The organism is Erwinia plantamica (genome assembly GCF_043420595.1).
In the GTDB taxonomy this organism is placed as follows: Bacteria; Pseudomonadota; Gammaproteobacteria; order Enterobacterales; family Enterobacteriaceae; genus Erwinia; species Erwinia aeris.
This window is the reverse complement of the sequence record NZ_JBGCUC010000015.1, coordinates 54,362-68,758: the sequence shown is the minus strand read 5'-3', so window position 1 is coordinate 68,758 and position 14,397 is coordinate 54,362. Positions and strand designations below refer to the sequence as shown.

Annotated in this window: 14 protein-coding genes and 1 pseudogene; 8 read left to right on the top strand and 7 right to left on the bottom strand. The window is 55.9% G+C overall.

Going from position 1 to position 14,397, the window contains the following annotated elements:
• Positions 1-5: 5 nt before the first annotated feature.
• Entirely contained in the window at positions 6-1,106 is a 1,101-nt protein-coding gene (locus tag AB3U87_RS16015) for an efflux RND transporter periplasmic adaptor subunit (protein ID WP_253456444.1), read from the bottom strand.
• Between the two features lie 181 nt (positions 1,107-1,287).
• Here AB3U87_RS16015 and AB3U87_RS16010 point away from each other — a divergent pair, with 181 nt between their 5' ends.
• Complete coding sequence (locus tag AB3U87_RS16010; RefSeq protein ID WP_301730615.1) at positions 1,288-1,491, top strand: hypothetical protein; 204 nt, start codon at positions 1,288-1,290, stop codon at positions 1,489-1,491.
• Between the two features lie 57 nt (positions 1,492-1,548).
• Entirely contained in the window at positions 1,549-2,877 is a 1,329-nt protein-coding gene (locus AB3U87_RS16005) for an MFS transporter (RefSeq protein WP_253456447.1), read from the top strand.
• 72 nt (positions 2,878-2,949) lie between these two features.
• On the opposite strand, the gene AB3U87_RS16000 is transcribed toward AB3U87_RS16005, so the two are convergent.
• Positions 2,950-5,013 carry an AsmA family protein gene (locus AB3U87_RS16000; protein WP_394149707.1) on the bottom strand — a complete coding sequence of 688 codons (2,064 nt, stop codon included), beginning with the start codon at positions 5,011-5,013 and terminating at the stop codon, positions 2,950-2,952.
• A 60-nt stretch (positions 5,014-5,073) separates the two neighbouring features.
• Complete coding sequence (gene pdeH / locus AB3U87_RS15995; protein ID WP_125289307.1) at positions 5,074-5,847, bottom strand: cyclic-guanylate-specific phosphodiesterase; 774 nt, start codon at positions 5,845-5,847, stop codon at positions 5,074-5,076.
• A gap of 206 nt (positions 5,848-6,053) precedes the next feature.
• Between pdeH and kdgK the strand changes: the two genes are divergently transcribed.
• The 4 genes and pseudogenes from kdgK to AB3U87_RS15975 all read left to right on the top strand — a co-directional run bounded on the left by kdgK (position 6,054) and on the right by AB3U87_RS15975 (position 9,219).
• The gene (gene kdgK / locus AB3U87_RS15990; RefSeq protein WP_301730613.1) at positions 6,054-6,989 is read left to right on the top strand and encodes a 2-dehydro-3-deoxygluconokinase; all 936 of its coding nucleotides are present in this window, start codon (positions 6,054-6,056) and stop codon (positions 6,987-6,989) included.
• 61 nt (positions 6,990-7,050) lie between these two features.
• A pseudogene (locus AB3U87_RS15985) lies at positions 7,051-7,302 on the top strand (tlde1 domain-containing protein); the annotation flags it as partial.
• A 100-nt stretch (positions 7,303-7,402) separates the two neighbouring features.
• Positions 7,403-7,735 (top strand): hypothetical protein, encoded by a 333-nt coding sequence (locus tag AB3U87_RS15980; RefSeq protein ID WP_394149704.1) that lies wholly within the window; start codon positions 7,403-7,405, stop codon positions 7,733-7,735.
• Between the two features lie 608 nt (positions 7,736-8,343).
• A complete protein-coding gene (locus AB3U87_RS15975; RefSeq protein ID WP_253456460.1) occupies positions 8,344-9,219 on the top strand; it encodes an alpha/beta hydrolase in 876 nt (291 codons plus the stop codon).
• 201 nt (positions 9,220-9,420) lie between these two features.
• Here the strand turns inward: AB3U87_RS15975 and AB3U87_RS15970 are convergent, their stop codons facing one another.
• Together AB3U87_RS15970 and AB3U87_RS15965 are read right to left on the bottom strand one after the other, a co-directional pair.
• Positions 9,421-10,920 (bottom strand): M16 family metallopeptidase, encoded by a 1,500-nt coding sequence (locus AB3U87_RS15970; RefSeq protein WP_253456463.1) that lies wholly within the window; start codon positions 10,918-10,920, stop codon positions 9,421-9,423.
• Positions 10,921-11,147: 227 nt separating this feature from the next.
• Positions 11,148-12,434: a dicarboxylate/amino acid:cation symporter gene (locus AB3U87_RS15965; RefSeq protein WP_253456466.1), complete on the bottom strand. Its 1,287-nt coding sequence runs from the start codon at positions 12,432-12,434 to the stop codon at positions 11,148-11,150.
• Positions 12,435-12,804: 370 nt separating this feature from the next.
• On the opposite strand from AB3U87_RS15965, the gene AB3U87_RS15960 reads away from it, so the two are divergent.
• Positions 12,805-13,152 (top strand): type II toxin-antitoxin system RelE/ParE family toxin, encoded by a 348-nt coding sequence (locus tag AB3U87_RS15960; RefSeq protein WP_301251494.1) that lies wholly within the window; start codon positions 12,805-12,807, stop codon positions 13,150-13,152.
• Positions 13,145-13,459 carry an addiction module antidote protein gene (locus AB3U87_RS15955; protein ID WP_253461162.1) on the top strand — a complete coding sequence of 105 codons (315 nt, stop codon included), beginning with the start codon at positions 13,145-13,147 and terminating at the stop codon, positions 13,457-13,459. Before AB3U87_RS15960 ends, AB3U87_RS15955 begins: the two co-directional genes overlap by 8 nt.
• Before the next feature lie 155 nt (positions 13,460-13,614).
• On the opposite strand, the gene AB3U87_RS15950 is transcribed toward AB3U87_RS15955, so the two are convergent.
• The gene (locus AB3U87_RS15950) at positions 13,615-14,043 is read right to left on the bottom strand and encodes a type II toxin-antitoxin system VapC family toxin (RefSeq protein ID WP_301730610.1); all 429 of its coding nucleotides are present in this window, start codon (positions 14,041-14,043) and stop codon (positions 13,615-13,617) included.
• Entirely contained in the window at positions 14,040-14,294 is a 255-nt protein-coding gene (locus tag AB3U87_RS15945; protein WP_253456475.1) for a type II toxin-antitoxin system prevent-host-death family antitoxin, read from the bottom strand. The genes AB3U87_RS15950 and AB3U87_RS15945 overlap by 4 nt, the downstream gene beginning before the upstream one ends.
• Positions 14,295-14,397: the final 103 nt, after the last annotated feature.

Here is a 14,397-nt window from a genome sequence, read left to right as displayed (position 1 = left end):
CTTCCTTATAACGCTTCGCTGGCGGCGACCTGCATACCCGGCCTGACGCGCTGCGTGCCCGCAACGATAACCCGATCGCCTGCGGCAAGGCCGGCGGTGATGATATAGCGCTGTCCAATCTGCGCGCCGACTTCAACAGGGACTTGCTCTACGTGCTGCTGCCGATCCACCCGAAACACGAAGTAGCCGCCGCTGTCCTGCTGTAGCGCCGGCGCGGGCAGCAACAGCCGTTCCTGCGCCGGCGGCTGAAGCTGCACCTCCACCATGCCGCCCGGCAGCAGCAGGTGCTGCGGATTGGCGAAGGCCAGGCTTACGGCCACGGTGCCGGTTTGGTTATCAATATGATTATCCAGCGCAAAGAAACGGCCGCTGTAAGGGTAAGCAGCGCCATTGGCCAGCTGAATGCGGGCCGTTATCGCCTCATTCGCCTGCTGCATATCGCCCTTCAGCGTTTTCTGCCAGTCGGCCAGATAGTCGCGCTCGTTGATGGCTATCACCACGTGCACGGGATCGAGCTGCTTCAGCCTGACCAGCGCGCCGCGGGCAGGATTAACCAATGCGCCTTCGTGAATAGCGCTGTGGCCTGCGCGTCCGCTAATCGGCGCGGCGATGCGGGTGAAAGCCACGTTCAGCCGCTGGGTCTGTAAAAGCGCTTCGGCCTCTTTCCGCGCGGCGCGCGCCCTGTCGCGCTCGGCCAGGGCGTTATCCAGCTCGGACTGACTGACCGCCGTCCCCACGCCCAGCCGCTGCAGACGCGCAAGGTGCAGCTGTGCTTGCCGGGCCTGCGCCGCCGCCTGATTGACCTGTGCCTGGCTGCGCGCCAGCGCGGCGTGATGCTCTGCCGGATCGAGATCAAACAGCGGCTGCCCTTCGCGGATATTTTCACCGTTTTTGAAATAGCGTTTGACGATAACGCCTTCGGTTCTCGCCATCACGTCAACCTGCCGGAGCGCCTCAACGCGCCCCAGGTAGCGGCGAGGATGGGCAATTTTTTCGCGGGTAAGCGTGGTCACAGTCACGGCAGGCGGCGGCGCAGCGGTAACCGTAAAGGTAAACAGCAGCAGCGGTAAAAGGCGCGTCAGCGCGCGGGTGGGAGTCAGTGGCATCCGGGCAAAACCTTCCAGAAATTCAGCGGGGAAAAGTGTCAGGAAGTTTATTGACCAGGCCGTCTGACGAGCTGTTTTCGATCAGGAAAAAGCCGAATGACGGCAGAAAAGCGGGGTTGATTTAAGGTTGATTTAACCGGCGCCGACATGCTTTGTAACCGCCCGACGGCGCGTACCCTGAATGCCGCCCTCAGCCGAAAATGCCGCCGGGTGCGCAAAAAGCGGGCTGGCGCAGGCATTTTTACCTGAAGAGATACTTTTTATCGCATCTTTGCTGGTGGATCTTGCCATGAAAAGGGCGTTTCGCCCGGCTATCAGCCAGCGCCGACGCTATCTTACGCACGATCCTCTTTTCCGCGCCTGCACCCCGGCTGGCCACCATTGAACGAACGGGATCCAGTGCGTAAGATTCCTTTTCACGTATTAAAAATAAGAAACAATTATGCAAGCCTCCATCGCACCATCGCTCGACGCCGAACAGGACACCCAGCCCGTCAATTCACGCGGCAAAGTGGTGATCGCTTCGCTGGTCGGCACCGCTATCGAATTTTTCGATTTCTATATTTACGCCACTGCGGCGGTAATCGTTTTCCCGCATATTTTCTTCCCGCAGGGCGATGCCACCGTCGCAACGCTACAGTCGCTGGCAACATTCGCCATCGCCTTTATTGCGCGCCCCATCGGCTCCGCGCTTTTTGGTCACTTCGGCGACCGCGCGGGCCGTAAAGTCACGCTGGTCGCGTCGCTGCTGACGATGGGCATTTCCACCGTAGTTATCGGCCTGCTGCCGGGCTACGAAACTATCGGCGTCTTTGCGCCGCTGCTGCTGGCGCTGGCGCGTTTTGGACAGGGCCTGGGGCTGGGCGGCGAATGGGGCGGCGCGGCGCTGCTGGCGACCGAAAACGCCCCGGCGAAAAAACGTGCGCTGTACGGCTCCTTTCCGCAGCTTGGCGCGCCCATCGGTTTCTTTTTTGCTAACGGCACTTTCCTGCTGCTCTCGTGGCTGTTAACCGATGAGCAGTTTATGCAGTGGGGCTGGCGCGTGCCTTTTATTCTCTCTGCGGTGCTGGTGCTGATCGGGCTGTACGTGCGCGTTTCGCTCAATGAGTCGCCGGTTTTCGCTAAAGTTAAAAAAGAGAAAAAGCAGGTCAAAATCCCTATCGGCACGCTGCTGTCGAAGCATATGAAGGCGACCATTCTGGGCACCTTTATCATGCTGGCGACCTATACGCTGTTCTATATCATGACCGTCTATTCCATGACCTATGGCACCACGCCTGCGCCAAACGGCTTAGGCTTCCCGCGTAATACCATGCTGTGGATGCTGATGCTGGCGGTGATCGGCTTTGGCGTAATGGTGCCGATTGCGGGCCTGCTGGCCGACCGTTTTGGTCGCCGCAAGACGATGATTGTGATTACGCTGATGATTATCGCCTTTGCGCTGATTTTCCCTTCGATGCTGGGTTCCGGCAGCCAGTGGATGGTGATGGCTTTTCTGCTGTGCGGCTTAAGCGTGATGGGGCTGACCTTCGGCCCGATGGGCGCGCTGCTGCCGGAGCTGTTTCCGACCGAGGTGCGTTACACGGGCGCGTCGTTCTCTTATAACCTGTCGTCGATTCTGGGCGCTTCGGTCGCGCCTTATATCGCGACCTGGCTGGCACACAACTATGGCCTGTTCTACGTGGGGCTCTATCTGGCGGCGATGGCCTGTCTGACGCTGTTCGCGCTGCTCGCCAGCCGGGAAACCCGCCACGAGTCGCTGTTCGACTAATCCGGCTCGTGATGCTGAACCGGCCCTCGGCAGTTTGGCAAAAAAAAGCCCGGCGCAATCGCCGGGCTTTTTTTATTTCTTTTTCATCTGCTGCAGGACGTTAACGCACTGGTTCTGCTCGTTATCGCTGGGCGAAATCAGCGCCAGCAGCGCGGCGGCAGGCGCCACTACCGCCCCCAAAGCCACGGCCGCAGCGCCACGGGCAATCAGCGGCCCGGCTTTTACGCCCGCGTCGGGATTTTTAAAGGTGCCCTTGACGTAAAGCGGTGAACGCAGCGTGACGATACGCATTCCTTTACTCTCTGGATTAATCGAGAGATCCAGCCGTTCGTTAGCAAAGTTCGTGGTGCCGGTGATGTTGATCACCGCGTTCTCCGTATCGAAGACAAAGAGTTTGGTCGAGGCCACCCCGTTCGCCACGTTCAGATCGGCCGCCGCGCAATTGATACGCACTTCGTCATCGCCGAACAGCTTGCCAACCACATAGTTACCTACGTTAAGACCGACGATTTCCATCAGGCCACGGCTGATCACGCCGTCATTCATCAACAGTTTTACGCTGCCGTCGCTGGTCGCCAGAATATCGGCAACGGAGTTGCCCGTACCGCTCAGCGTGGCGTCACCGTTGATCTGTCCCATGCTGCTTTGCATCGACTCTACGCTGGAAAACAGCTGCTTCAGCTTCAGATTACGCGCGTGAAGATCGGCGCGCGCCCGCATCGGCGAACGGTCGCCTTCCATGCGGATGGTTGAATTAAGGCTGCCGCCCGCCACGCCGAAACGCAGCGGATCCAGCAGCAGATTGCCGTTTTTCAGCACCAGATGCGTATAGAGATCGCTGATGGGCAGGGAATCGCTGTGTTCGATACGCTTGCCGCTAAACTTCACGTCGGCGTCCATTACGTCCCAGTTTTTGGTATCGAATCTGTCGTGCGGCAGCACCCGATCCGCAGGCTGATTAGGTGCCTCGCCTCTTTTCGCCTTCGCCTGCTCGGTTTTATCACTGCCCTTACCGGATTTAACGCCGATCAGCGGCCCCAGATCGGCCATGCGCAGCTGGCGTGATTCCAGCGAGCCTTCCAGTTTAGGGCGCGGCTTCACCTGGCTGTAGGTCAGCGAGCCGTGAATATCGCTGTCGCCGATATGGCCGTTAAAATCGTTGTAATGAAAGACCGGGCCGCCTTTCTGTTGAAAACGGGCAATCAGATGGCCGTCGGTTTCATAAGGAGGCGTATCCGGCAGCAGCACGCCGGTCAGGCCATACAGGTTCGCCAGCGTATCGCCGGAGAAGCGCAGGCGGATATTCAGCCCGCCCAGGTTCATTGGATCCTGCAGGCTGCCCGCCACCTGCACGCGCGTGGTGCCGTTACGCACATCGGCCTGAATGGGGAACGGATTGGTTTTGCTGCGCAGCGAGAGCATGCCGCCGAGTTTACCATCGCCGGTCAGCTTCTCATCGTTATAGGTCCCGGCCGCTTTCCAGCCGAAAACAAAGTCTGATGCGCCCTTCTGACCCGCTTCATCCTTGCCGCCTGCAATCTGCGCGTAGGGAACGGGCTTGCCCAACGGATTGACCGTCACCTGCACGTCCGCCTTGTTGATGGCGTCACGGTAAGCGATTTTTGCCTGATCGAACAGGATGTTGTCCATGCGGAAAGTCCACGCGGAAGGCTGCGCATCGGACGAGGCGCTGTCGCTGGCGGCCAGGTCAAACGTCCAGTTATTTTTGCCCTTCGCCGTCTGGATCAGACGCGTATCGGGCTGCTCCAGCTTGATCCACGGGATAAAGATTTCTTTATGCAGCAGCGCCAGCGGAGAGAGCGTTGCGTCCACGCGCTGCAAATGCACCATCGTAATATCGTCAATAGCAGGCGGGTTGCCCAGCAGGATATCCTGCGCGTGCACGTGCGGCCACGGCACCCAGCTGCGCCAGCCCGGCTCGTCGCGATTACGCTCCCAGGCGACGCCCAGATCGCCGCGGATGGCGAAAGGACGATTCAGCTCTGTGGAGACTTTCTGGTTGATAGTTGGCTTCAGGCGGTTCCAGTTAAATGTCGCGATAACTACCACTACCACCACAACCAGCAACAAAAAAATCCCGACAATCCAGCTAATTACTTTTCCTGTGCGCGACACTGTTTATCTCCTTGTTCGCTTCGTCTCCTGTAAAGATAGACGAGCAGAGAGAAAACGGTATTACGCCAGCTTTAGCGGCAGCGTTTCCAGCCGATCAAATGGCATAGGGTGCGCGAAATAATAGCCCTGCGCCGCGCAGGCGAACGAGTTCTTTACCTGATGCCACTCCTCCAGCGTCTCGACGCCTTCTACAATCACGCCTTTGCAGTAGCGGTTGATCAGCGCCAGCAGCATATTGAACAGGCTGCGGCCCTCTTCCGATTTTCTCAGCAGGATAAACAGCTCACGTGCCAGCTTGATATAGTCATATTTCAGCTCCGATAGCGCAGAAAAATTCGCCATGCCCGAGCCGAAATCGTCCAGCCACAGCGGCCCCAGCTCCGGGATCTGTGCGACCAGCGCTTCCTGCGGCAGCACCTGATGTTCCACCAGTTCAAAACGCACCCACGGACAGCGCGCGATAAGCTGGCGAACCAGCGGATTGTGCTGGACGGCCTGTAGCGTCGGGCCGTCAATATTGACCGAGGCCACCATGCCGCCTTCGATAAATTTTGTTTTCCACTTCTCCAGCAGTTCCAGCTGCTCGCGAACAATCAGCATCCGCTCCGTAGCGTCAAGCGCGGCAAAATAGGACTCCGGCGATACTCTCTGGCCCGGCGCGGAAGGATGAAACACCGCAGTGAGCAGCTCAATTGCCATCAGGCTGCCGGTTACCCGGTAGATCGGCTGAAACGTGTAGGTGCGCTGGCATTCTCGCCAGTAAAGACGCTCCTGCTGCTGCTGTTTCACGACAGTTGAGGGAGGAAGCCGGTGTCTGATGTTCTTCAGCACCATATTAAGATCCTTGTTATTTTTGAGGCCGTAATGGGTGGGGCTTCTGCAATCAGTATCGGCATTCGCCTGGATAACTTTATCGCGTTCTTTGCGGCTAAAGCGGCTCGTGAGGCCTGCGCTAAAAAAATAAAACAGCGTTTTAAAATATTGACTGCGGCGGTCAGCACGGCGAAACTGGGGCAAAAAAACGTAGCGAGCGGAATATCATGACCAGGAAAAATATCGCCGTTATCGGCGAATGTATGATTGAGCTGTCCCAAAAAGAACAGGGCCTGAGCCGCGGTTTTGGCGGCGATACGCTGAATACGGCGGTCTATCTTGCCCGTCAGACCAGCCAGCTGGCCGTCCATTACGTCACCGCGCTGGGCACGGATACGTTCAGTAGCGATATGCTGGCGGCCTGGCAACAGGAAAAAGTGCAGACCGGGCTTGTCCAGCGCATGGAGAACAAACTGCCCGGCCTTTACGTGATAGAAACCGACGCCCACGGCGAGCGGACTTTCTATTACTGGCGCAATGATGCGGCCGCGCGCTTCTGGCTGGAAGGCCCGCGCGCCGAGGAAATTTGTCAGCAGCTGGCGCAGTTCGACTATCTCTATCTGAGCGGCATCAGCCTGGCCATCCTGACGCCAGCGGGTCGCGAAAAGCTGATAACGCTGCTGGCGCGCTGCCGCAGCAACGGCGGCAAGGTTATTTTCGACAACAATTATCGTCCCCGGCTGTGGGCTTCCGTTGCAGAGGCGCAGGCCGCTTACCGGTCAATGCTGGCCGTGACCGACATCGCCTTCCTGACGCTGGACGACGAGCATTTGCTGTGGGGCGAAACCGGCGTGGAAGGCGTCATTGCCAGAACGCATGAAGCCGGGGTGTCAGAGGTCGTTATCAAGCGCGGGGCAGAAGCCTGTCTGGTTTCCGTAGCCGGCGAACCGATTGTGGAAGTGCCTGCGCAGGCGCTTCCCGCCAGCCGTATTGTGGACACCACCGCAGCCGGTGACTCGTTTAGCGCCGGCTATCTGGCGGTACGCCTGAACGGCGGCGACGCGGCAGAGGCAGCAAGAAGAGGCCATTTGACGGCCAGCACGGTGATCCAGCATCGCGGCGCGATTATCCCGCTCTCCGCCATGCCTGATGTACCTGCCTGACGCCTGTTCCCTCGCGCCGCAAAACGCGGCGCGGCGGATTTAACAGGCCGGATGCAGGAACGATATCGCGCTTGAATGCCTTAAGTATAAAGGCCCGCTGCCACACGGCAGATATCACATTGAACGTCCTGAAGCCGTACATCGTTCTGCAGGAAAATATGTTTTACGCCTCACCCCCTTGCCGGGGAACAGCATGTGTAACAGGGATGGGTTTCTTATTCAGGGTGATAATGGCAAAGGAACTGCATCCACAGGCTGTATTGTCTCACTTATAATCGGCAAAAAATTGCGGACAGCAGGGATCAGGAGCTAATCGTACAATGAGAAATAGTCTCTGACAGCGTTATTTATCTGTACACATGGGTTTGCGGGCGCCAGCCTGCCTTGATATAAACAGGAGCATTGGGATCAGTATGACCGATGCCCTGATTGAAGATTCAGGTATCAAGGAGAGCGATATTCTTTTGCAGCAAACTAAACTGACCCTCGTCAGTGCCAATAAAGTGACGCCTGAGCTGGCAGAGCTTCTGGCCAGGAAAAGCTATAATTCAGAAAGCGAGCACTTTACCCCGATTGAAAAATACAAGGCAATTTTTCTGCAGAGCAATGCTCAGAATATTATTGTCCAGTATGATTATATTAATCATAACAATAAACACAACATCACTTTAGCGTCACTTCTGATCGATGACGACGAATGCTCCGTGAAGTTTAACGGCTATATTATAGTAAAACGTGAGCTTTAACCGATCACAGCCAGCATCCGCCGGGGAAAAAGCTACACCCTATTATTTCAATTTCGCTCGCTAAACTTTAGCGTTATATTCACGCCTGCATAAGAACGAAATTAACCTCTGGGAATCGGGTGCTGTAGCTCCCTTTAACGCGCTGAGGCAACAGGCAGCAAAGAAGCAAACGGGTAACAGGCAACAGCAACAGCAACAGCAACAGGTAACAGGTAACAGGTAACAGGCACCAAATCAACAGATTACACAGCAGCGGTTTGCGCCGGGCGGGCAAATTTAATAATATTTACCCTAAATTTTCCATCTTACCTAAGCCAAATAAAAAGTGGATTATCAAGAAAGCGATGCCAGGTAGCTTTTAAAAACTTAACGGTAATTATTTCCTCTCAATAAAAAACAAACTTCCAGCATTTAATACTACTTATTTCTGCTGTCTTATCGCGACCAGAATACCTGCTAAACTTCCTGGATAAATTCTGAAATAGATGAAATTAAGCGCTGAATAGTGGACGGCTTAGCCCAAAATCGGTGATGCTGAATTTATTACCATAAGGTATTTGAATTTTTAGCTTCGCCTGTATGACCAATAAGGCGGAGCGGGAGCGTTTATGAAAGCCGACATTATCACTATCTGGCCCCACGGCGATGCGCCAGGCGCCAGCGATTCACGCGTTAGCCCACAGATTGTGGATATGGCTAAAGAATATGAGCCTTTCGATCGTGCTGCTTCGGGCGTGCGTTGCCCGGAGCTGGCGTTCTGGTATCCCGAAACCTCCAACGGCGTAACGCTGCTGGTTGCGCCAGGCGGTGGTTTCGAGCGCATTATGATCGACAGAGAGGGCAGCGCGCTGGCGATGTTCTTTACCTCTATGGGCTATACGCTGGCGGTGATGACCTACCGTTTTCCGCAGGACGGCCACCATGAAGCGGCCGAAGCGCCGTTAGCAGACGCCCAGCGCGCCGTGCGCGTCTTGCGCCATCGCGCAGCGCGCGGCCTGAACGGCAAACGGATAGTGATGATGGGTTTTTCAGCCGGAGGCTATGTCGCGGCCAGCGTCGGCACGCGCTTTGACGAAAAGCTTTATCCTGTGCAGGATATCGCCGATTCACTGGCCGCCAGGCCCGATGCGCTGGTGCTGCTCTATCCGGTGATCAGTATGCGTGAAGGACTGGCGCACGCCGGTTCACGGCAGCAATTGCTGGGCGACTGCCCGACCCAGCGCGAAATCGAAGCCTACTCTCTGGAAACCCGCGTAACGGCGCAAACGCCGCAAACGCTGCTGATCCATGCCGTTAATGACGAATCGGTGCCGATTAATAACAGTATGGTGATGTTCAGCGCGCTGCGTGAGCACGGCGTGCCCAGCGAACTGCATTTCTATGAGAAAGGCGGTCACGGCTTCGGCATCCGCAACGTGGCGGATCTGCCGCTTGCCAGCTGGCCGATGCTGGTGAATGAGTGGCTGCGCGCGCGCAAGTGGTAGCGCGCGACTGCGGATAAGAGCGAATCTGGTCTACGCTACGTAGCCTTAATTAAGCGACTGCGCCGGGATTGCCAATCAGGCTTATGCAGCCTGACTGAAAGCGCCTGCGACGAGTGCTAATCTGGCCGCAGCCTGACTGAAATCGCCTGCGGCCGATTGAGCTGAGCCGCAGGACGAAAAAAGAACGGCGCCCCGGGTCGATTAATTCTGCGTGGCGGGGATATCCGACACTTCAGGCCGGGTCTCGTCCACCGCTGACGGAGCGGCTTCAGCGGCAGGCGCAGGCTGCATAATTTTCTGCCAGCCGTCGTAAAGCGCCTGCACGTTGGTTTCCGCCTCGCCCTGCGGCTGCATCAGCAGCATGGTCAGCGGCTGCGAAAGCTGTTGGCGCAGCTCCTGGTTCATCATCTGCAGCGTCAGCTCTGACAGGAACTTCTGCCGCAGCTTCTGGTACTGCTCAGGGGCGATATCCACCACCGCATTCTGCTGCGAGCGCAGGCGCTGGCTCATCAGCACGTCCGTATTGGTGCGCGCGTAGGTCGCAAACAGCTTGTTCAGCTCGACGGTTTTCTGCGCCATCAGCGCGTCGAACTCTTCCTGCGGCAGACCGTTATCGCGAATATTCGCCATCTCATGCGCGATCAGGTTCAGATTAGGGGCCAGCGTGTTGTTGTCCGCGTCCAGATTAATCCCGCACTGAGCGCGCTGATAAAGTACCCGACAGTCAAAGCCGACCTGCACTTTCTGCGCTTTATTGTCGCTCAGTACGCGCTGTACGTGCCAGAAAAGCGCCTCGCGCGCCAGATCGCTCTGCCAGTAACGCTGTAGATTTTGCGAATCGCGGATCGGCTGCCACGGGTTATCCCACACCAGCGACAGGCGATCCTGGTTCAGTTTAGCGTTGACCAGATTGACAGGCTCCTGCGGCAGGGAAGAGAGCGTCGGCACCGGCGCGGGCGTCTCACGTTTGCCCTGTAGCGGCGCAAAAGTGCGGTTAATCTGTTCCACCAGGCCACGGCTTTCCACGTTGCCGACCACGAACAGCGTCATGGCGTCCGGCGTATACCATTGTTTGTAGAAAGCGTTCAGCTTTGCCATATCCACCGGCGTGCTGACCGGCGAAGCGGGATCGTGGCCTAACAGCGCGGAGCCTTTCAGCCGGTAGCGCCACCAGGGATCCTGCGGGTCGGCAGGCCAGGTAGCGATAGGATCGTCGGCGTTCAGCGCGGTATTAACGGTCTGCTCGTTGACCGTCATATCGCTGACCGTAGCCGCCAGCCAGTTCATCGCTTCTTTCAGCACTTCAGGGCGGTTGTTAGGCAGGCTAAGCGAATAAAGCGTGAAGTCATACGAGGTCACTGCGGGCGGCTGAGGGCGATCCGGATTCATGCTTTGCTGCCACAGCGAGCGCTGCTGCGCGGTGTCCAGCCTGGCGTTATGCACCAGCGCCAGGCGCGGCAGCAGATGGCTGTAGCCTGCCTGCTGGGTGCTTTCCACCAGCGACCCGGCATCAACCATCAGGCGGACTTCCACGCGGTCGCTGGGACGCTGCGGCGTGGTCAGCACCTGCCAACGAAAACCGTTCTCCAGTTTTCCCTGCTGCCAGGCGGGATCGGGTTGAAGAGTTTCAGCCTGCACCGAACTGCTGGCGAAGGCCAGCGCTATCCCACCCACTAAAAGACGAATTGTGGTGCCCTGCATGTGAACCCCTACTCAATCACAAACCAATAAAATCGCTGGTGGCCTACGGCTATCGGTGGAAAGGATAACTCAGGGAAGCCGACGAATAGCTTCTTAGACCACGCGACGGCGGGGATGTCCCACCGCAAAGTGAAAAATAGTCAAACAATGGGGGTTATTATGCAAATGCCCGACGTGAGGGCAAGTCACGTCGGGCATTTCGGCGGGATATTTATGTTATTAACTGCTTACAGGCGGGTTTCCGACAGTTTTTTCGACTTTTTCGGTGCGTTAAGCGTCGCTTTCAGCTGTTTTTCATCCAGCTGGTCAACCCACTTCGCGACCACCACCGTTGCCACGCCGTTGCCGATAAGGTTGGTCAGCGCGCGCGCTTCAGACATAAAGCGGTCGATGCCCAGAATCAGCGCCAGGCCCGCGACCGGCAGATGACCGACGGCGGAAAGCGTGGCGGCCAGCACGATAAAGCCGCTGCCCGTCACGCCAGCCGCGCCTTTTGAAGAGAGCAGCAGCACCACCAGCAGCGTGATTTGGTGGACAATATCCATATGCGCGTTGGTCGCCTGAGCGATAAACACGGCGGCCATCGTCAGGTAAATTGAGGTGCCGTCCAGGTTAAAGGAGTAGCCCGTTGGGATCACCAGGCCCACCACCGATTTTTTGCAGCCCAGCTTTTCCATCTTATCCAGCATCCGCGGCAGCGCAGATTCGGAAGAGGAGGTACCCAGCACGATCAGCAGTTCTTCTTTGATATAGGCGATAAACTTAAAGATGTTGAAGCCGGTCACCCGTGCGATCAGGCCCAGCACGATCACCACAAACAGCACGCAGGTAATATAGAAACAGATAATCAGCTGGCCGAGCTGCACCAGCGATCCCACGCCATATTTACCGATAGTAAAGGCCATTGCCCCGAAGGCACCGATCGGCGCAAGGCGCATAATCATATTGATAATGCCGAAAATAACCTTCGAGAAGCTGTCGATAAAGTTAAAGACCAGCGTGCCTTTGTCGCCCATGCGGTGCAGCGCAAAACCAAACAGAATGGCGAACAGCAGCACCTGCAGAATATTGCCGCTGGCGAAAGCGCCGATAACGCTGCCGGGGATAATATCCAGTAAAAAGGCCACGATGCCCTGCTGTTCCGCCTGCTGCGCATAAACGGCGACGGCTTTGGCATCCAGCGTGGCGGGATCGACGTTCATCCCTGCGCCCGGTTGCAGCACGTTCACCACGATCAGGCCGATAATCAGCGCGATGGTGCTGACCACTTCAAAATAAAGCAGCGCGACCGCACCCGTACGGCCGACGGCTTTCATGCTTTCCATCCCGGCGATCCCTGTCACCACGGTACAGAAAATCACCGGCGCGATAATCATCTTGATCAGCTTAACGAAAGCGTCGCCCAGCGGCTTCATCTGCGCGCCCAGCTCCGGATAAAAATGCCCCAGCAGTACGCCGACGGCGATGGCGGTTAGCACTTGAAAATAAAGGCTTTTAAACAGGGAAGTTTTCATAAAATATCCGTTAACGGCCTGGATGGCGGGTGACGTGGCTATGGTTATTTTGACAACAGGCCAAAAATAACACTGCGTTAACTGGATTGATATAATCTGATAAACATTGCGCGAACGGAGGCGTGATTTTAAGAGCTGAATCACTTCAGCAGCGGTGAAATGGGGTTTCGGGCAGGCGGTTTTCTCAAAAAAAACACTGTGCATGTAATAATAATGTATCCATTCAGTCGTTCCTTAACGCTGCTGCAACGAAGATAGTGAACCCTACGGATACGCCATTCAGGGCAAGAAATTTTATTAAACACCTTGCTCACCTGTCTTATATAAAAGACAATTAACACACAAGGGAAAGCGTGGAGGATGCCGGGAGATGGCATACAAGATTAGTCGTTATCAGGACAGGAAAGGCAATGTTCCTTTTGCAACATGGATGACGACGCTACGTAAAAAACAGCGGGAAGCGGCCGCCAGGATCGATAATCAGATCGATCGCGCCGCTGCCGGGAATTTTGGTGACCATAAATTCGTGCGCGATGGGGTTTGGGAAATGCGCATTAACCACGGGCCGGGTTATCGTGTTTATTACGCTATAGAAGGAAAAACCGTCATTCTTCTTTTTTACGGTGGCGATAAAAACAGCCAACCTGCTGATATCGCTAAAGCCATTTCTTATTTACACGATTACAATGCGAGGAAAGATTGTGACAACCATTCATAAAACAGCTAAAAACTTTCCGCCTACGGTCGATCATGATGCCGCAACGATTGCAGAGCTGAAAGCCGATCCGACTTACGCCGAAACCTACCTGCAAATTGCGCTGGAAAATATTTATGAGGATGGCGGTATCGCTGCCTTTTTAACGGCGTTACGCCGCGTGGTAGAAGCTCGCGGAGGGATTAGCGAGATCGCGAAAAGATCAGGGCTTTCTCGCCAGCAGCTTTACAAAACGCTGTCGGCAACCGGAAACCCGACCCTGACCACGCTGACAGCAATCACCCGCGCTGCGGGCGTCAGGCTCAGCTAGTCCCGCAACAGATTGAGCAACCTGCGGCCCTTAAAAATAGAGGCGCTCGAACTCCGCGATCGGTAACGATTTAAACTGACTCAGCCTATGCCGAGATCATTCAGCAGTGAATACCGGCATAAAAGTACGTGAGGGCTTTGTTAAAACCTGAGTGACTATTTTTGCCAGCACCAGGGGTTAAGCAGCATCACGCCCAGCCCGGCAAAGTCTTTAACGTTACGGGTGACGAGCGTCATATTGTGGCAGTAAGCGATAGCGGCAATCATGGCATCATTGGCAGGACGTCGGTCGGGTATATGTAGCCCCGCGCAATAAACGGCGGCTGCCGTGTCAAAAGGCAAAATACGATCTTTAAATTCCGGCATCACCAGGCGTGTAAACCAGCCGCGCAATATCTTTTCCTGGCGAGGATCTTTACGGGCAAGATTAAGAATGCCCTTTTCAATTTCCATCACGGTAATAGCCGAGATAAACATATCTCCTGCATCGACAGTGTCAGTCCAACACGCCACCGCAGGATCTATTTTTGGCGTCCGTGCCTTACGAAGCTCAGAAACCACATTGGTATCAAGCAAATATCTCATGAGAAATCCACGTCCCTGAATACGATATTTTCACGTTCTGGCTCGAAGTCCATCTCCGCCGCCTCAGGCATGGCAAGCGCATCCTGAATATTACGGCTTGAGCCGGTCAATCTTTTATAGTCTTCAAAAGTCAGCAGTACGTGGGCAGGCTTACCGCGATCCGTAATGTAAACCGGCCCGGCTTCTGCGGCCCGTCTGGCGGCCGAAACGGCCTGATTGAACGCCCGGCTGGACATTGTGGTGACAGACATATTGCCTCCCATCGGCGGATGATGTAGAAACGTAACTACATTTTACGCCTGGCGTGCAATATTTCAACCATCGACTTTTGCTTCCGCCAGGCCGGGATCAAAG

What these genes read in the sequence shown, in the direction of transcription:
- AB3U87_RS16010 (WP_301730615.1), top strand. Translation starts at nt 1,288, where the DNA reads ATGCCGCCCTCAGCCGAAAATGCCGCCGGGTGCGCAAAAAGCGGGCTG.
- AB3U87_RS15945 (WP_253456475.1), bottom strand. Translation starts at nt 14,294, where the DNA reads ATGTCTGTCACCACAATGTCCAGCCGGGCGTTCAATCAGGCCGTTTCG.
- AB3U87_RS15980 (WP_394149704.1), top strand. Translation starts at nt 7,403, where the DNA reads ATGACCGATGCCCTGATTGAAGATTCAGGTATCAAGGAGAGCGATATT.
- AB3U87_RS15970 (WP_253456463.1), bottom strand. Translation starts at nt 10,920, where the DNA reads ATGCAGGGCACCACAATTCGTCTTTTAGTGGGTGGGATAGCGCTGGCC.
- AB3U87_RS15960 (WP_301251494.1), top strand. Translation starts at nt 12,805, where the DNA reads ATGGCATACAAGATTAGTCGTTATCAGGACAGGAAAGGCAATGTTCCT.
- AB3U87_RS15950 (WP_301730610.1), bottom strand. Translation starts at nt 14,043, where the DNA reads ATGAGATATTTGCTTGATACCAATGTGGTTTCTGAGCTTCGTAAGGCA.
- pdeH (WP_125289307.1), bottom strand. Translation starts at nt 5,847, where the DNA reads ATGGTGCTGAAGAACATCAGACACCGGCTTCCTCCCTCAACTGTCGTG.
- AB3U87_RS16005 (WP_253456447.1), top strand. Translation starts at nt 1,549, where the DNA reads ATGCAAGCCTCCATCGCACCATCGCTCGACGCCGAACAGGACACCCAG.
- AB3U87_RS15965 (WP_253456466.1), bottom strand. Translation starts at nt 12,434, where the DNA reads ATGAAAACTTCCCTGTTTAAAAGCCTTTATTTTCAAGTGCTAACCGCC.
- AB3U87_RS15975 (WP_253456460.1), top strand. Translation starts at nt 8,344, where the DNA reads ATGAAAGCCGACATTATCACTATCTGGCCCCACGGCGATGCGCCAGGC.
- kdgK (WP_301730613.1), top strand. Translation starts at nt 6,054, where the DNA reads ATGACCAGGAAAAATATCGCCGTTATCGGCGAATGTATGATTGAGCTG.
- AB3U87_RS16015 (WP_253456444.1), bottom strand. Translation starts at nt 1,106, where the DNA reads ATGCCACTGACTCCCACCCGCGCGCTGACGCGCCTTTTACCGCTGCTG.